Genomic DNA, 15,873 nt, shown 5'->3' with positions numbered 1-15,873 from the left:
TTGAGTCCGATGAGCCAGGCGGCGCAGAATCTGAACTGGTTGATCACCAACTTCGTGGACAACACCCCCGGGGTGTCCCACACGGTGGTGGTTTCCGCCGACGGCCTGCTGCTGGCGATGTCCGAAGGCTTTCCGCGTGACCGCGCCGACCAGTTGGCGGCGGTGGCCTCCGGGCTGACCTCGCTGACGGCCGGTGCCTCCCGGATCTTTGAGGGCGGTGCGGTCACCCAGACCGTGGTGGAGATGGAGCGCGGTTTCCTCTTCATCATGTCCATCTCGGACGGCTCCTCGCTGGCCGTGCTGGCGCACCCGGAGTGCGACATCGGCCTGGTCGGCTATGAGATGACCCTGCTGGTCGACCGCGCGGGCAATGTGCTGACGCCCGATCTGCGCGCCGAACTGCAGGGCAGCCTGCTGATCTGACCGTACACACACCGCACATCCCGTCCGACCGTACGGCCGAAAGCTCCCACCGGCCCCCGCTCGACGGCATCATTGCCTTCCTGCTGTCCCGCCCGGAGGATTTATGACCCCGCCCGCATCGCCCGGCCCGTACGGCGCCGATCACCACACGCCGTACGGGAGTGAAGGCGACCAGCCGTTGGTGCGCCCCTACGCCATGACCGGTGGCCGGACCCGGCCGCGCTACCAGCTCGCCATCGAGGCGCTGGTCAGCTCGACCGCCGACCCGGCGCACCTGGGGAACCTGCTGCCCGAACACCAGCGGATCTGCCACCTGTGCCGTGAGGTGAAGTCGGTGGCGGAGGTCTCCGCGCTGCTGAACATGCCTCTGGGCGTGGCGCGGATCCTGGTCGCGGACCTGGCTGAGGCCGGCATGGTGGCCATCCACCAGCCGGGCGGCGGCGGCGAATCCGGCGGAACGCCGGATGTGACACTGCTCGAAAGGGTGCTCAGTGGACTTCGGAAGCTCTAGTCAGAGCGTCGGCCGTGCCACCACCTCCGCGAAGATCGTGGTGGCCGGTGGCTTCGGCGTGGGCAAGACGACCTTTGTGGGCGCGGTTTCGGAGATCTCTCCGCTGCGCACCGAGGCCGTTATGACCTCCGCGTCGGCGGGCATCGACGACTTGAGCCACGTCCAGGACAAGACCACGACCACCGTGGCCATGGACTTCGGCCGCATCACGCTCGATGACGACCTGATCCTCTATCTGTTCGGCACGCCCGGACAGGACCGGTTCTGGTTTATGTGGGACGACCTGGTGCGGGGCGCCATCGGCGCGGTCGTGCTGGTCGACACCCGCCGGCTGGCCGACTGCTTCCCGGCGGTCGACTACTTCGAGAACAGCGGCCTGCCCTTCGTCATCGCCCTCAACGGCTTTAACGGACAGCAGCCTTACTCCCCGGACGATGTCCGCGAGGCGCTGCAGATCGGCCCCGACGCACCGATCATCACCACCGACGCCCGCCACCGCAACGAGGCCAAGAGCGCACTGATCACCCTGGTCGAGCACGCCCTGATGGCCCGGCTCAAGTAGGGCCCCGGAGGCGGCCGAAGGCTGTGTGATTGAACACGGGACGGCTTGGGGTTCATAACGTTTCGACAGTTGAATTGGCCGGACGCGACCACCGATCGCGTTCGGCCGGTTTCACTGTGCACACAATTCGCCCGCCTTTTGAACGCCGTCGCGCTTAATGCCCGTTTTATGTCGGCTGTTTTGCGCCGGGCCCCGGCTCCGTCCGGTGTTTGGAACGCGCCTGCCCGGCATGCTGGAATTTCCCGAACCTGAGCAGTGACGGCTCAGCCGAAAGACGGCACGCAGTTGAAGTGCCGACGCCGAGAGGTTGTTGGACGAGTGAGGCGAAGAAAGACAGGCGCCGCGCAGCAGGCGACCGACGCGCGGGGCAACTTCACGCCGCCGTCGCGTGCCGAGGTGCCGGCCTCCGAGCCCCAGACGCCCGCCGTGCCCCAGAGCAGCGGCGGCTGGTTCTCCGCCCGCAACTGGCGGGTGGCCACCCGGCTGAACGTCATTCTGCTCATCCCGGTGCTCGTCGCCCTGGTCTTCGGTGGCCTGGACGTCAAGAAGTCCGTGGACACCTGGACGGAGGCGGAGGACGCCGCCAAAACCGCCCGGCTGGTGAAGGCCGCCGCGGCCTACGCCCATGCGCTGATCTACGAGCGTGACGTCACCGCGATACCGCTGCTCAAGGGCGACACCGAGGACTCGGCGATCAAGAGCTCCCGGGCCGCCACCGATGCGGCCCGCGCGGACTTCGACGACGCGGCCAAGAGCATGCCGCACACCGACAGCCTGGAACGCCGGCTGAAGACCGTGCGGGACGCCGAGACCAAGCTGGGCGCCATCCGCGCCAGTGCGTTCAAGGACATCAAGACCGAGGACGCCTACGGCTCCATCCAGCGTCCGCTGATGGCCTTCGACAACGAACTGGGCCTGGGCACCGGCAGTGCGGCCGGTTCCTACGGCCGTACTCTCTACGCCGTCTCGCTGGCCAAGGCCGCCGAGTCGCTGCAGCGTTCCATCGGCGTGCACCTGATGCTGGGCAAGGAGCTCACCATCAAGGACCGCACCACGCTGCTGACCTCGTTCTCCTCGTACCAGTTCCTGGAGTACGTGGCCATGGACGAGTACAAGATGGGCGGCTCGCCGGCCGACCAGCAGCGGATGAGCAGCGCCCTGGCCAAGGCGGACACGGACAAGCTCAACGGCATGGTGGCCGCCATCATGGCCGGTGACACCCCGGCCCAGCTGCGGGCCAAGGGCATCACCGCCGAGACCTGGTTCACCACCGCCACCGGCAAGTTCAACGCCTACCGCTCGGTGGAACAGCACCTGGCGGACACCGCGGTGAACGACGTGGAGCAGATCTCCGCCAGCGCCCAGCAGGACGCCTTCATCAACGGTGGCGTCGTGGTGGTCGCCCTGGTCGTCGCCTTCGTGGTGGCCGGCCGGATGGCCCGCTCCATGAGCCGCAGCATGCGCCGCCTGCGCGGTGCCGCCTTCGAGGTGGCCGAGCAGCGCCTGCCGGCGCTGGTCGACCAGCTCTCGCGGACCGATCCCGGCCGGGTGGACACCCGGGTGGAAGCCATCCCGATCACCACCAAGGACGAGATCGGCGAGGTCGCCCGCGCCTTCGACCAGGTGCACCGCGAGGCCGTGCGGCTGGCCGCCGAGCAGGCCCTGCTGCGGGGCAACGTCAACGCGATCTTTACCAACCTCTCCCGGCGCAACCAGGGTCTGATCGAGGGCCAGTTGGACCTGATCACCTCGCTGGAGAACAACGAGGCCGACCCGGACCAGCTGGAGAACCTCTTCCGGCTGGACCACCTGGCCACCCGTATGCGCCGCAACGGCGAGAACCTGCTCATCCTCGCCGGCGAGGAGCCCGGCCGCCGCTGGGACCAGCCCATCCCGCTGGTCGACGTGCTGCGCGCGGCCTCCTCCGAGGTGGAGGCGTATGAGCGCATCGAGCTGGCCGGCATCCCCGAGGCCGACATCCACGGCCTGGCCGTCACCGACCTGGTGCACCTGCTGGCCGAGCTGCTGGAGAACGCCACCTCCTTCTCCTCCCCGCACACCAAGGTCCGGGTCAACGCGACCCGGCTGCCGGACGGCCGGGTGATGGTGGAGATCCACGACAAGGGCATCGGCCTGACCGCCGAGGACTTCGCGGACATCAACCACAAGCTGGCCAACCCGCCGACGGTGGACGCCACGATCTCGCAGCGCATGGGTCTGTTCGTGGTCGGCCGGCTGGCCATGCGGCACGGCATCCGGGTCCAGCTGCGTCCCTCCGGGGAGCAGGCGGGCACCACCTCGCTGGTGATGCTGCCGGACGCCATCACCCACGGTGGCGGTGGCGAGGACCAGATGACCGGCGATGACTTCACGGTCTCCCGGATCGTTCCCGAGCAGCAGGCGGCCGACGCCGGCCGCCTGCGCACCGCCGCCGAACTCGGCTTCGACGACTCCCGGTATGAGGCCCAGCCCACCGGGGACGCCGGCGGACCGGACCCGCTGAACCGCAGCCGGCTGCGCGAGGAGCGGCGCGCGGCGCTGGAGGAGGCGCAAAGCGCCTACGACGCAACGGCGTTCCCCTCCGAGCACCCGCAGCAGACGGCGCAGCAGCCCTTCGCCCCGCAGCAGTCCTATACGGAAGGCGCCTACCAGGAGCCGGTCTTCACCGACCAGCAGACCTACGGCGACTACAACGCGCCTGCGTACCAAGGCGAGTGGGCCGATTCCGCGCCCCAGGCAGGTCCGTACCAGCAGGAGCACATGGCGGGTTACCCGGGGCAACCGGAATCCTCGCCGACCGCTGACACGGTGCAGCCGGAGCGCGTAGAGTTCGACCGTCCGGGCCCCGCCTCGAGCGGCTCCCCCTCGCTGACCGGGTCCGGTCTGCCGCGTCGCGAGAAGCAGTGGCAGCAACCCGAGACGGGCGAGGAGGCCACAAGGGACGGCGGTGAATTCCAGCAGCCCCAGCATGAGACCGGGCGGCAGTCCCGTCTCATGGAGGAGCCCGGGCAGTCGGCCAACGACGAGCGCTGGCAGCGTGCCGAGCGCCTCAAGGTGCCGAAGGCCGATGGAGTGACCTCCTCGGGCCTCCCGCGCCGGGTGCCCAAGGCCAATCTGGTCGAGGGCAAGGCCGTGGAGACCGCGCAGGACGGCCCCCAGATATCCCGGGCCCCGGAGGACGTCCGTGGCCGGCTCGCCAACCTGCGTCGCGGCGTCCAGCAGGGACGCAGCGCGGGGTCGGACACCTCGGAGTTCCCCGTGAACCCCGGACATCAGCAGCATCAGCAACACGACCAGGGCTTCGGCCCCGGCGGCACCTACGATCAGGAGCGTTAGTGTGAGCCCGATGAGCCAGGCGGCGCAGAACCTGAACTGGTTGATCACCAGTTTCGTGGAGAGCACCCCAGGGGTGTCCCACACCGTCGTGGTCTCCGCCGACGGACTCCTTCTGGCGATGTCCGAAGGCTTTCCGCGCGACCGCGCCGACCAGTTGGCGGCCGTGGCCTCCGGGCTGACCTCGCTGACCGCGGGCGCCTCCCGGATCTTCGAGGGCGGCGCGGTCAACCAGACGGTGGTGGAGATGGAGCGCGGCTTCCTCTTCATCATGTCCATCTCGGACGGCTCCTCGCTGGCCGTCCTCGCGCACCCGGAGTGCGACATCGGCCTGGTGGGCTATGAGATGGCCCTGCTGGTCGACCGCGCGGGCAATGTGCTGACGCCCGACCTCCGCGCCGAACTGCAGGGGAGCCTTCTCAACTAGCAAAGAGGCAGTGCGTTTCGCGCCACCGCGCCATAGGGTGCGGTGGCGCGACCAGCAGCAGACAGCAAGTCCGGAGGAGGAAACGTGGCAACGCCCCCAGGCGGCTACCCGTATGGCAATGAGCAGCAGGCGCGGCCGCCGTTGAACCACTACAACTTCCCCTCCGCGCCAGCTCCCCGGGCCCAGCCGGAGCCCGGGTATCCTCAGCCGGAGCCCGGCTATCCGCAGCAGGCACCGCAGGTGCCTCAGCAGCACCGGCGCCAGTCCGGTGCCGGTGCGCCGGGCGCCAGGGGCGGCAAGCACAATCCGCTGGTCCGTCCCTATGCCATGACCGGTGGCCGGACCCGGCCGCGCTACCAGCTCGCCATCGAGGCGCTGGTGCACACCACGGCCCAGCCGGCCCAGTTGAACGGGCAGTTGCCGGAACACCAGCGCATCTGCCATCTGTGCCGTGAGATCAAATCGGTCGCCGAGATCTCGGCACTTCTGTCCATCCCGCTCGGCGTCGCCCGAATCCTCGTCGCCGACTTGGCCGAGGCCGGGCTTGTCGCCATCCATCAGCCCGGCGGCGACGCGTCCGCCGGCGGCCAGCCTGACGTGACACTGCTCGAAAGGGTGCTCAGTGGACTTCGGAACCTCTAGCGGCGAGGCAGCCCGCTCCACCACCTCCGCGAAGATCGTGGTGGCCGGTGGTTTCGGCGTGGGCAAGACCACGTTCGTCGGCGCGGTCTCGGAGATCAACCCGCTGCGCACCGAAGCCGTCATGACCTCCGCGTCGGCGGGTATTGACGACCTCACGCACGCGCCGGACAAGACCACGACGACCGTGGCGATGGACTTCGGCCGTATCACCCTGGACCAGGACCTGATCCTCTACCTGTTCGGCACGCCCGGACAGGACCGGTTCTGGTTTATGTGGGACGACCTGGTCCGCGGTGCCATCGGTGCGGTCGTGCTGGTCGACACCCGCCGCCTGGCCGACTGCTTCCCGGCGGTCGACTACTTCGAGAACAGCGGCCTGCCCTTTGTCATCGCCCTCAACGGCTTTGACGGGCACCAGCCCTACACTCCGGACGATGTCCGCGAGGCGCTGCAGATCGGCCCCGACGCACCGATCATCACCACCGACGCCCGCCACCGCAACGAGGCCAAGAGCGCACTGATCACCCTGGTCGAGCACGCCCTGATGGCCCGGCTGCGCTGAGCATGACCTGACGGCCCGGCCACGCTGTGCGCGGCCGGGCCGAGGGCTTTCGGGCGAAACGCGAAGGGCCCCCGCACTCATCGAGTGCGGGGGCCCTTGTGGTGTACGGCCGTTGCGGCTCAGCCCTGCCAACTGTGCGGCGCGGTGAAGCCGTTGGCGCGCTCCAGGCGGCGCCAGCGGGCCGGGGTGCGGCGCGGACGGGCCGGGGCGGCGTCCGTCGCGGCGGCGGCGCGGGCGAGCAGGACGGCGGTCACGGCGGCGAGCTCCTCGGCGCCGGCCGTGCCCTTCTCCACCCGGACAAGAGTGTCAGCCATGATCAATGTGCTTTCTACTGGGGCGGGTTGCCGTGCTTGCGGGACGGCAGGTCCGCGTGCTTGGTGGCGAGCATCGCCAGCGACCGGATGAGCACCTGCCGGGTCTCGGCCGGGTCGATCACATCGTCGACCAGACCCCGCTCGGCGGCGTAGTACGGGTGCATCAGCTCGGCCTTGTATTCCTTGACCATGCGGGCCCGCATGGCATCCGGGTCGTCGGCCTCGGCGATCTGCCGGCGGAAGACCACATTGGCCGCACCCTCGGCGCCCATGACCGCGATCTCATTGGTCGGCCAGGCATAGGTGAGGTCCGCACCGATCGACTGCGAGTCCATCACGATGTACGCACCCCCGTACGCCTTGCGCAGGATCACCGAGATCCTCGGCACGGTGGCATTGCAGTAGGCGTAGAGCAGCTTGGCGCCATGCCGGATGATCCCACCGTGCTCCTGGTCCACGCCGGGCAGGAAGCCGGGTACGTCCAAAAGGGTGATGATCGGGATGTTGAAGGCATCGCACATCTGAACGAACCGGGCCGCCTTCTCGGAGGCCTCGATGTCCAGCACACCGGCCAGGTACTGCGGCTGGTTGGCGATCACGCCGACGACCTGGCCGTCCAGCCGGGCCAGCGCCACGATGATGTTGGTCGCCCAGCGCTCATGGACCTCCAGGAAGTCGCCGTCGTCGACGATCTCCTCGATCACCTTGCGCATGTCGTACGGCCGGTTGCCGTCCGCCGGGACGATGTCCAGCAGGGCGTCGCCCACGCGGTCGGCCGGGTCCGCGCTGTCCACCCGGGGCGGGTTCTCCCGGTTGTTCTGCGGCAGCAGGGAGAGGAGGTAGCGGACCTCCTCCAGGCAGGATTCCTCGTCGTCGTAGGCGAAGTGCGCCACGCCCGAGGTCTCGGCGTGCACATCGGCGCCGCCCAGGCCGTTCTGGGTGATCTCCTCACCGGTCACCGCGCGCACCACATCGGGGCCGGTGATGAACATCTGGGAGGTGTCCCGGACCATAAAGACAAAGTCGGTCAGCGCCGGGCTGTAGGCCGCGCCACCGGCACACGGGCCGAGCATCACACTGATCTGCGGGATCACTCCCGATGCCTTGGTGTTGCGCTGGAAGATCCCGCCATAGCCGGCCAGCGCGGAGACACCCTCCTGGATGCGGGCGCCGGCGCCGTCGTTGAGCGAGACCAGCGGGGCCCCGGCCGCGATGGCCATGTCCATGATCTTGTGGATCTTGGTGGCATGGGCCTCGCCCAGCGCACCGCCGAAGATCCGGAAGTCATGGGCGTAGACGAATACGGTCCGGCCGTGGACGGTTCCCCAGCCGGTGATCACACCATCGGTGTACGGGCGCTTGGCCTCCAGGCCGAAGCCGGTGGCCCGGTGCCGCCGCAGCGGCTCCACCTCGTTGAAAGAGCCCTCGTCCAGCAGAAGATCGATTCGCTCCCGAGCCGTCAGCTTCCCCTTGGCCTTCTGCGCCTCGGTAGCCCGGTCGCTCGGACCTCGCCGTACCTGCTCGCGGATGGCGTGCAGCTCGGCGACGCGCCCACGGACGTCACTCGCCTCTACGGGCGCACCTTCGAGATTGCTCATGGATAGACGGTACGTGGCAAGGCCCTCCCAGCATCATGTCGACTCCTCACAAGGTAGGGAGTGATTTGGTGGGCAAGGAGTACAGAATCGCACCGGGTCCTTGTCACTTCTCCGAGGTGACCAAGCTCATCCCGGCTGTGAGCACTCCACAAAGCCGCATGTCACCGGGGCTGTCCAGGCAGCCTGTGCCAGGGGTCGAGCGCGACCCCGTCCGGGCTCGCTCCGCGCACGGCCGGGCCATGCCTCAGTCCGGTTCGACGGTGCAGCCGTGCGGGGCACAGTCGGTGCCCGCCGCCACCCGCAGCCGCAGCGAGCCGCCGGTGCCCAGGATCCGTACCGAGGGGTCGTGGGCGATCACCCGGCGCACCGGGCGGTCCCAGCGGAGGTCGACGGTGCGCCCGGCGCGCAGTGGGTCGGCCAGGTGCACGGTGGCTACGGGGCCACGGCGGACCATCAGGACGCTGCACGGGGCGGTCACGGTCAGCGGCCCCACGGTGCTCGCCTGCCAGAAGTTCGCCGCCAGTATCGCCGGTGCGCGCAGCCGGACGGCCTGGCAGGCGCGGGAGTTGGCGAGCACGGTCAGCCAGTGCGGGTCCGCCGCGCGGGCCGCCACCGCCTCCGGGCCGGCGCCGGGCATCAGCAGCCAGCGGTGGACGGCGCCCTGGGGGTCGGTGCCATGCGGCTGGTACAGGGTGAGGTGGCGGCGGGTGAGCGGCTCGGGGCTGCCGTCCTGGTTGATGTCCCGCCAGGCTCCGCTGCGGGCCCGGCACAACGCGGTGACGGGGGCGCCGCCCGGGAGAACCCAGCCGCCGTGGCCCGCCAGATGCGCCCAGCGGGCCCGGCCGAAGGTCCGCGACCAGTCCCCGCGGCCGCCATGGCGACGCCCGTCCACCAGCAGCGCGCCGTCCTCGGCCGTCTCCAGCCGGCGGCTGTCGATCACGGTCTCCACCGGTACGCCGTCCCGGGCGTCGATGCCGGCGCCCAGGCAGACCACGGCGTCCGCCGCGAAGAACCAGGACTTGCGGGCCTGGAGCGTCGAGGACAGCCCTCTCAGGTGCTGCCCCACGGCGGCGAACTCGCCGTCGCTCACCCCGCCCACCCAGCGCGCGTCCGGTCTGGGCGCGCCCCAGCCGCCGCCCTCGTTGTCGGCCAGGCGCTTGGTGGAGACGGTGGTGCCGGGCAGCCGGTAGGGGTCCACGGTGGGCCAGAAGCCGTCGGTGTACTGGCCGCCGCGCCCGGCCGTCCACCAGCTGAGCATCCCCGCCCCGGTGTGCCAGCCGCGCGGGTTCTCCCCGTTGCCGTTCTCGTAGTGGGTGATGCGGTCGGAGGCCATGGCCAGGTGGGCGGTCCAGCCGGGGCGCCGGTGCACGGCCCGGTCCATGGCGGGGAACAGCCGGTGGCCCACCGGCTCGGCGGCGGCCGGCACGGGGGAGGCCAGCACCGCCGCCAGCCGGGCCAGCTCGGCGGTGCCGAACTGGGGGTCGGTGGGCAGCGGGCTGACGGTGTCCCGGGCCGCCCAGCCCTTGATCATGCCGTGCCAGCGGGTCCGTTCGTCCCGGCCGGCGGACTCGCCGAGCAGCGCGATGGCGGCGATCAGCGCGTGCCCGCGCTGGTGATCGCTCTGCGGCACTCCCCCGCCGGCGACCAGCCCCCGGCTGATGGCCCGGCCCGAGACGCCGTCCATCACCAGCCCGTCATGGATCAGCGGGGCATAGGCCCGGGCCACGCTGTCCAGCACGATCTGCCGGCGTGGGTCGGTGATCTCCCAGGGGGAACCGCGCAGCAGGGCGAACAGCCTGCCCAGCCCGTCCAGCAGCACCTGCCCATAGGTGCCGGTGTAGGGAACCCACAGGTGCTGGACAAAGGAGCCGTCGGCATACAGCCCGTCGCCCCGGGCCACCCAGGGGAACACCGGGGAGAGCGCGTCGCGGGCCAGCGCCAGCTTGGCCGGGGCGGCGCCCAGCACCCCGCGCAGGGCCACCACCCGGCACAGGTCCACCCGGTTGGCCCCGGTGCTGGTGCCGGTGTAGGAGCCCAGTGCGGAGTCGGGGACGAAGTGGTCGACGGCGGCCAGCAGCCGGGTGCGCCGGGCCGCCCCCGCCGCCTCGTACAGCAGCGTCAGGGTGTCCAGCAGCAGGCGGGGGCTGCCGATCCGCCACTCCCACCAGTTGCCGTAGGGCTTGGTGCCGGGGCGGTAGACGCGGTCATGGAGGTGGTCGAGTCCGGCCAGGGTGTCCTCGGCCAGGCCCTGGTCCCCGGTCAGCCCGGTGCCGGGCTGGGCATGGGCCATGGCCATGGTGAGCAGCCGGGCGCAGCTCTGGGTGATCCCTGCGGGCGGGTCGAAGGGGGCGTCCGGCCAGAGCGATCCGGCGGCCGGCCGCATGGCCGCCCGCCAGCCCCGGGCGGCGACACCGGTGCGGCGCAGCACGGTGGCATAGGGCTCGGCGGCGGGGTCGTAGCCGGTGCCCAGGACCAGCTCCCGCCAGCGCCGCCGCAGTGCCGGGTAGGGCTCCTCGGCGGCGGCCGCCGCCGGGCGCGGGGCGGCGGCCAGGGCCAGCACGGTGGTGAGCAGGGCGCGACGGGTCCAGGGCACGACGGCCTCCGGGTGGTGGCGGCGGGCGGGGCAGCACACCGTGGCACGGGGCGGTGAAGGCCGCAATGAGCGGTGCGGGAAATTCCTCGGCCCAACATGTTGAAAGTTGAACTAGATCCCGCTACCGTCGTTTCTAGTTGAAGTTTGAACAACTTCTTCGGACCGACAAGGAGCAATGTCATGGCCTTCTTCAGCCGCAAGAACAGCACCGCCCCCGCCGCCTCCGCCGCCGCCGTTCTGGAGCCCAACCCCGCGCTGGCCGCCCTGACCGGCGACTACACCATCGACCCCAGCCACAGCAGCATCGGCTTCACCGTCCGGCACGCCATGGTCACCAATGTCCGCGGCACCTTCACCGGGCACCAGGGCAGCCTCCACCTGGACGGCGCCGACCCCTCCCGCTCCACCGCCGCCATCGAGGTCACCATCGCCAGCGTGGACACCGGCATCAAGGACCGGGACGCCCACCTGCTGGGCGAGGACTTCTTCGCCGCGGAGCGCTTCCCGCTGATGACCTTCCGTTCCACCGCCGCCGAGCACCTGGGCGGCGACCGCTACCGCCTCACCGGCGACCTGACCATCAAGGACGTCACCCGCCCGCTCGCCATCGACCTGGAGTTCAACGGCTCGGCCACCGACGTCTACGGCAGCGAGCGGGTGGGCTTCGAGGGCAGCGCCGAGATCCTGCGCTCCGACTGGGGCCTGACCTGGAACGCCGCCCTGGAGGCCGGCGGGGTCATGGTCAGCGACAAGGTGAAGCTGACCTTCGACATCTCCGCCGTGAAGAACGCGCCCCAGGCCTGAGCCGGTGGGCCGCGCTAACGACCGAGGTGCCGCAGGCGGTCGACGACCTCGGCACCCCGGTCGGCGCCCGTGCTCAGTGCGATGTGGTGGTCGGGGCGCACCAGCACCAGCCCCTCCCCCTCGACGCCGTATGCCGCACCCGCCCCGTCGGCCCGGTGCGCCCGCACCAACTCCGGGAAACGGCCGGCCACTTCGGCCAGCGCCGGTGCGCTGCCCGCGCCGAAGCCCAGCAGGGTGAAGTGCGGCCCGGCGAAGAGTCCGAAGAGCCGCCCGTCCGCACCGGTCCCGTCCGGCGCCCGCTCCCCCGCGCCCCGGCCGCCCCAGGCGAGCGAGCTCCAGCCGTAGCCGACCCCCAGGGTGGTGGTGTCCTCGGTGAGCACCACCTCGGTGCCGACGCCCGCCGTCCGGGTCCCCTCCAGGGCCGCCCGCAGCCGCTCGCCGGTGAGCTTGAGCGTCCAGGCGGCCACCGGCCGCCGCTCCTCGTCATAGGTGTCCAGCAGCGCCTCCCCGGCCTCCCCGCGCGCCACCAGGGCCAGCTTCCAGCCGAGGTTGAAGGCGTCCTGGATGCCGGTGTTCATGCCCAGGCCGCCCGCGATGGGCTGGACATGGGCCGCGTCGCCCGCCAGGAAGACCCGCCCCTCGCGGAAGCGCTCGGCCATCCGCACACTGACCCGGTAGGTGGACAGCCAGGTCGGATTGGCCAGCCGGACGCCGGGCACCCGGGCATGCCGGTCGAACAGCCGCTGGAACCCCGCCATGGACGGGGCCATCGGGCGGCCCGCCTCGTCCCGCTCCAGCGAGCTCTGCAGCTGCCAGGAGGTGGTGCCGGGTATGGGCCACAGCAGCATGGCCCCGTCCTCGTCGAACCACTGGTGCCAGTAGCCCCGGTCCAGCCCGTCGGCCTCCACATCCCCGCACCACATCACCTCCTCCGGCCCGCTGCTGCCCTCGAAGCCCACCCCGAGCGCCTTGCGCACCGGGCTGTGGCCGCCGTCGCAGCCCACCGCGTACCCGGCCTCGATGCGCCGCCCGTCCGCGAGGGTGACCAGCACCCCTTCCCGGTCCTGCGCCAACCCGGCCAGTTCACAGCCGAGTTCGACCCGCACACCGTACGAGGCCAGCTTCTCGCGCAGGATCTCCTCGACCTTCCACTGGGGGATGCCCAGTCCGGTCGGGTACGGGACGCCGGGGCCGGGCGGCGGGCCGGCGTTGATGTCGGCGTCATGGAGCGCGACCCCGCCGCGGTACTTGCGCAGCACCATGCGGGTGCTGCCCGCCGCGTCCAGCGCCTCCCCCACGCCCAGGTCCGCGAAGATCTCGCGGCTGCGCTGGTTGGGGCCCTTGGCGCGGGAAGTGCGGTGGAACGAGGGCGACTTGTCGATGATCCGGACGGCCGCCCCGGAGCGGGCGAGCGTACAGGCGAGGGTGAGTCCGGTGGGTCCGGCACCCACGATGAGCACGGTGGAGGAAGTCATGAGCCCATCGAAGACCACCCCGGACCAAAAAAGCAACTCGGTAACAAAAGTTTCCCAGTTAAGGTGTGTCTGATAAGGTCGGCCCCATGACGGAGGGACCGATCACCGAGGGACTGCGCGAGCGCAAGAAGCGCCGTACCCGGCAGACGCTGTCGGAGACCGCCATCGCGCTCTTCCTGGAGCATGGCTTCGACCGGGTGTCGGTGGCGGATGTGGCGGCCGCGGCGGAGGTGTCCAAGCCGACCCTGTTCCGCTACTTCCCCAGCAAGGAGGACCTCGTCCTGCACCGCATCGCCGACCACCAGGGCGAGGCGGCCCAGGTGGTGCGCGAACGGGCCCCGGACCAGCCGGCGGTCGCCGCCCTGCGCGCCCACTTCCACGCCGGGCTCGACAACTGGGAGCCGGTCACCGGACTGTGCGACATCCCGGCCGTGGCGGCCTTCCGGGACATGCTCTACACCACCCCCGCCCTGGTCGCCCGGCTGCCCGCCTACACCGCCGTGGACGAACAGGCCCTGGCCGAGGCGCTGTGGCAGACCGCGGGCGCCGATGAGCTGACCGCCCGGCTGGCGGCCGTCCAGATCATCGCGGTGCAGCACCTGCTGGCCCGGGACAACTGGCGGCGGCTGTCCGGGAGCCGGAGCCGCGAGGAGATGCTGCGCGAAGCCCACCGGGAGGCGGACGCCGCCTTCGGTCTGCTGGAGAGCGGCCTGTCCCGGCAGCTTCGCTGAGTCACTCCTGTGGCTCGGCCCCCGCCCGCCACAGCCCATAGGCATAGGCGTCGTCCAGCGCCTGCCAGGAGGCGGCGATCACATTCTCGGCGACCCCCACCGTGGACCACTCGCCGTTCTCGTCCCCGGTGGAGACCAGCACCCGGGTGATGGAGCCGGTGCCCATCGAGCCCTCCAGGATGCGCACCTTGTAGTCGGTCAGCCGCAGCGCGGCCAGCTGGGGATAGATCCGCTCCAGCGCCGAACGCAGCGCCCGGTCCAGGGCGTTGACCGGACCGTTGCCCTCCGCCGTGGCCACGATCCGCTCGCCCTTGGCCCAGAGCTTGACGGTGGCCTCATTGGCGTGGGTGCCGTCCGGGCGGTCCTCGACGATCGCCCGCCAGGACTCCACCTGGTAGTAGCGCAGCGCCCGCCCGGTCGCCTCCTCGCGCAGCAGCAGTTCGAAGGAGGCGTCGGCCGCCTCATAGGTGTAGCCGCGCGCCTCCCGCTCCTTGACGCGCTCCACCACCCGGCCGATCAGCTCCCGGTCGCCGCCCAGCTCGACGCCCAGCTCCTTGCCCTTGAGCTCCACCGAGGCCCGGCCGGCCATGTCGGAGACCAGCATCCGCATGGTGTTGCCGACCAGTTCGGGGGCGATGTGCTGGTACAGGTCCGGGTCCACCTTGATCGCGGAGGCGTGCAGCCCGGCCTTGTGTGCGAAGGCGGACACCCCCACATAGGGCTGGTGGGTGGAGGGCGTGAGGTTGACGACCTCGGCGATGGCGTGCGAGATGCGGGTCATCTCCGTCAACGCGCCCTGGGGCAGCACCCGTCGGCCGTACTTCAGCTCCAGCGCGGCGACCACCGGGAACAGGTTGGCGTTGCCGACCCGTTCGCCGTAGCCATTGGCGGTGCACTGCACATGGGTGGCTCCGGCGTCCACCGCGGCCAGGGTGTTGGCCACCGCGCAGCCGGTGTCGTCCTGGGCGTGGATGCCCAGCCGGGCGCCGGTGTCGGCGAGCACCGTGCGCACCACGGCGCCCACCTGGGCGGGCAGCATGCCGCCGTTGGTGTCGCAGAGCACCACCACCTCGGCACCGGCCTCGGCCGCGGTGCGCACCACCTGGGCGGCATAGCCGGGGTTGGCGCGGTAGCCGTCGAAGAAGTGCTCGCAGTCCACGAACACCCGCCGCCCCTGCGCCCTCAGGTACGCCACGGTGTCGCGCACCATGGCCAGGTTCTCCTCCAGCGTGGTGCGCAGCGCGAGTTCCACATGCCGGTCATGGGACTTGGCGACCAGGGTGATGACCGGCGCCCCGGACCGGAGCAGCGCGGTCACCTGGGGGTCGTCCTCGGCCCGTACCCCGGCCCGGCGGGTGGCGCCGAAGGCGACCAGCCGGGCGTGCCGGAAGTCGATCTCTTTTCGGGCCCGTTGGAAGAACTCGGTGTCCCTGGGGTTGGCCCCGGGCCAGCCGCCCTCGATATAGCCCACGCCGAAGTCGTCCAGGTGCCGGGCGATGGTCAGCTTGTCCGCGACGGTGAGGTTGATCCCCTCGCGCTGGGCGCCGTCGCGCAGGGTGGTGTCGAAGATGTGGAAGCCCTCGTCAGCGGGGGCGGGCCCCTGCGGTGCCTGGGTCATCTCGCTGTGACTCCTGTCGGGATCTCGGTCTACCGGAATAACCGGTTCCACCGTCCCCCGGTGACCTCGCGCGCTCCGTTCCCCCGCCTGGTGGGCCGGGAAACAAGAAGACCTCTCGCGGGTGCGAGAGGTCTGCGCGCGGGTCGTGGGACACGGTGTCCGCGCCGTTACGGGTGGTACGGGGCGGTCACTGCGGACCGGCGCGCCTGCTGCCGATAATCATGGCCAGCCGGAGCATGAGCGGCATGCTGCCATGAGCGGCCGCCCGCGTGGCGAGCCG

The 15,873-nt window shown here is 70.8% G+C and carries 14 protein-coding genes; 9 read left to right on the top strand and 5 right to left on the bottom strand.

Annotation, left to right across the window (positions count from 1 at the left end; translation table 11 throughout):
- Positions 1-9: 9 nt before the first annotated feature.
- From ACIHFE_RS07555 to ACIHFE_RS07525, 7 genes are all read left to right on the top strand, one after another.
- Positions 10-423 (top strand): roadblock/LC7 domain-containing protein, encoded by a 414-nt coding sequence (locus ACIHFE_RS07555; protein ID WP_400105031.1) that lies wholly within the window; start codon positions 10-12, stop codon positions 421-423.
- 103 nt (positions 424-526) lie between these two features.
- Positions 527-934, top strand: a complete 408-nt coding sequence (locus ACIHFE_RS07550) for a DUF742 domain-containing protein (protein ID WP_400104877.1) — start codon at positions 527-529, stop codon at positions 932-934.
- On the top strand, positions 915-1,496 hold the full coding sequence (locus ACIHFE_RS07545) for a GTP-binding protein (RefSeq protein WP_400104876.1): 582 nt from the start codon (positions 915-917) through the stop codon (positions 1,494-1,496). Before ACIHFE_RS07550 ends, ACIHFE_RS07545 begins: the two co-directional genes overlap by 20 nt.
- A gap of 318 nt (positions 1,497-1,814) precedes the next feature.
- Positions 1,815-4,832 carry a nitrate- and nitrite sensing domain-containing protein gene (locus tag ACIHFE_RS07540; protein WP_400104875.1) on the top strand — a complete coding sequence of 1,006 codons (3,018 nt, stop codon included), beginning with the start codon at positions 1,815-1,817 and terminating at the stop codon, positions 4,830-4,832.
- 1 nt (position 4,833) lies between these two features.
- Positions 4,834-5,256, top strand: a complete 423-nt coding sequence (locus ACIHFE_RS07535; protein ID WP_344031778.1) for a roadblock/LC7 domain-containing protein — start codon at positions 4,834-4,836, stop codon at positions 5,254-5,256.
- Between the two features lie 84 nt (positions 5,257-5,340).
- Positions 5,341-5,898, top strand: coding sequence for a DUF742 domain-containing protein (locus tag ACIHFE_RS07530; RefSeq protein WP_400104874.1), 558 nt, complete (start codon positions 5,341-5,343; stop codon positions 5,896-5,898).
- The gene (locus tag ACIHFE_RS07525; protein WP_400104873.1) at positions 5,879-6,460 is read left to right on the top strand and encodes a GTP-binding protein; all 582 of its coding nucleotides are present in this window, start codon (positions 5,879-5,881) and stop codon (positions 6,458-6,460) included. Before ACIHFE_RS07530 ends, ACIHFE_RS07525 begins: the two co-directional genes overlap by 20 nt.
- 119 nt (positions 6,461-6,579) lie before the next feature.
- On the opposite strand, the gene ACIHFE_RS07520 is transcribed toward ACIHFE_RS07525, so the two are convergent.
- The 3 genes from ACIHFE_RS07520 to ACIHFE_RS07510 form a co-directional block, all read right to left on the bottom strand.
- Complete coding sequence (locus tag ACIHFE_RS07520) at positions 6,580-6,774, bottom strand: acyl-CoA carboxylase epsilon subunit (protein WP_400104872.1); 195 nt, start codon at positions 6,772-6,774, stop codon at positions 6,580-6,582.
- A gap of 14 nt (positions 6,775-6,788) precedes the next feature.
- Positions 6,789-8,372, bottom strand: a complete 1,584-nt coding sequence (locus ACIHFE_RS07515) for an acyl-CoA carboxylase subunit beta (protein WP_400104871.1) — start codon at positions 8,370-8,372, stop codon at positions 6,789-6,791.
- Between the two features lie 244 nt (positions 8,373-8,616).
- Positions 8,617-10,965 carry a polysaccharide lyase 8 family protein gene (locus tag ACIHFE_RS07510; RefSeq protein ID WP_400104870.1) on the bottom strand — a complete coding sequence of 783 codons (2,349 nt, stop codon included), beginning with the start codon at positions 10,963-10,965 and terminating at the stop codon, positions 8,617-8,619.
- Positions 10,966-11,145: 180 nt separating this feature from the next.
- Between ACIHFE_RS07510 and ACIHFE_RS07505 the strand changes: the two genes are divergently transcribed.
- Complete coding sequence (locus ACIHFE_RS07505; protein ID WP_400104869.1) at positions 11,146-11,769, top strand: YceI family protein; 624 nt, start codon at positions 11,146-11,148, stop codon at positions 11,767-11,769.
- A 14-nt stretch (positions 11,770-11,783) separates the two neighbouring features.
- Here the strand turns inward: ACIHFE_RS07505 and ACIHFE_RS07500 are convergent, their stop codons facing one another.
- Positions 11,784-13,244 (bottom strand): FAD-dependent monooxygenase, encoded by a 1,461-nt coding sequence (locus ACIHFE_RS07500; RefSeq protein WP_400104868.1) that lies wholly within the window; start codon positions 13,242-13,244, stop codon positions 11,784-11,786.
- Positions 13,245-13,330: 86 nt separating this feature from the next.
- On the opposite strand from ACIHFE_RS07500, the gene ACIHFE_RS07495 reads away from it, so the two are divergent.
- Positions 13,331-13,975, top strand: a complete 645-nt coding sequence (locus tag ACIHFE_RS07495; RefSeq protein WP_400104867.1) for a TetR/AcrR family transcriptional regulator — start codon at positions 13,331-13,333, stop codon at positions 13,973-13,975.
- Between the two features lies 1 nt (position 13,976).
- Here ACIHFE_RS07495 and cimA read toward each other — a convergent pair whose 3' ends face one another.
- Positions 13,977-15,593, bottom strand: coding sequence for a citramalate synthase (gene cimA, locus ACIHFE_RS07490; protein WP_400104866.1), 1,617 nt, complete (start codon positions 15,591-15,593; stop codon positions 13,977-13,979).
- Between the last annotated feature and the right edge of the window lie 280 nt (positions 15,594-15,873).

This window comes from Streptomyces sp. NPDC052396, from assembly GCF_044593195.1.
Classification (GTDB): Bacteria; Actinomycetota; Actinomycetes; order Streptomycetales; family Streptomycetaceae; genus Streptomyces.
The sequence above is the reverse complement of the archived record's forward strand: the minus strand, read 5'-3'. Positions and strand labels throughout refer to the sequence as shown.

What these genes read in the sequence shown, in the direction of transcription:
- ACIHFE_RS07520 (WP_400104872.1), bottom strand. Translation starts at nt 6,774, where the DNA reads ATGGCTGACACTCTTGTCCGGGTGGAGAAGGGCACGGCCGGCGCCGAG.
- ACIHFE_RS07515 (WP_400104871.1), bottom strand. Translation starts at nt 8,372, where the DNA reads ATGAGCAATCTCGAAGGTGCGCCCGTAGAGGCGAGTGACGTCCGTGGG.
- cimA (WP_400104866.1), bottom strand. Translation starts at nt 15,593, where the DNA reads ATGACCCAGGCACCGCAGGGGCCCGCCCCCGCTGACGAGGGCTTCCAC.
- ACIHFE_RS07505 (WP_400104869.1), top strand. Translation starts at nt 11,146, where the DNA reads ATGGCCTTCTTCAGCCGCAAGAACAGCACCGCCCCCGCCGCCTCCGCC.
- ACIHFE_RS07550 (WP_400104877.1), top strand. Translation starts at nt 527, where the DNA reads ATGACCCCGCCCGCATCGCCCGGCCCGTACGGCGCCGATCACCACACG.
- ACIHFE_RS07495 (WP_400104867.1), top strand. Translation starts at nt 13,331, where the DNA reads ATGACGGAGGGACCGATCACCGAGGGACTGCGCGAGCGCAAGAAGCGC.
- ACIHFE_RS07555 (WP_400105031.1), top strand. Translation starts at nt 10, where the DNA reads ATGAGCCAGGCGGCGCAGAATCTGAACTGGTTGATCACCAACTTCGTG.
- ACIHFE_RS07500 (WP_400104868.1), bottom strand. Translation starts at nt 13,244, where the DNA reads ATGACTTCCTCCACCGTGCTCATCGTGGGTGCCGGACCCACCGGACTC.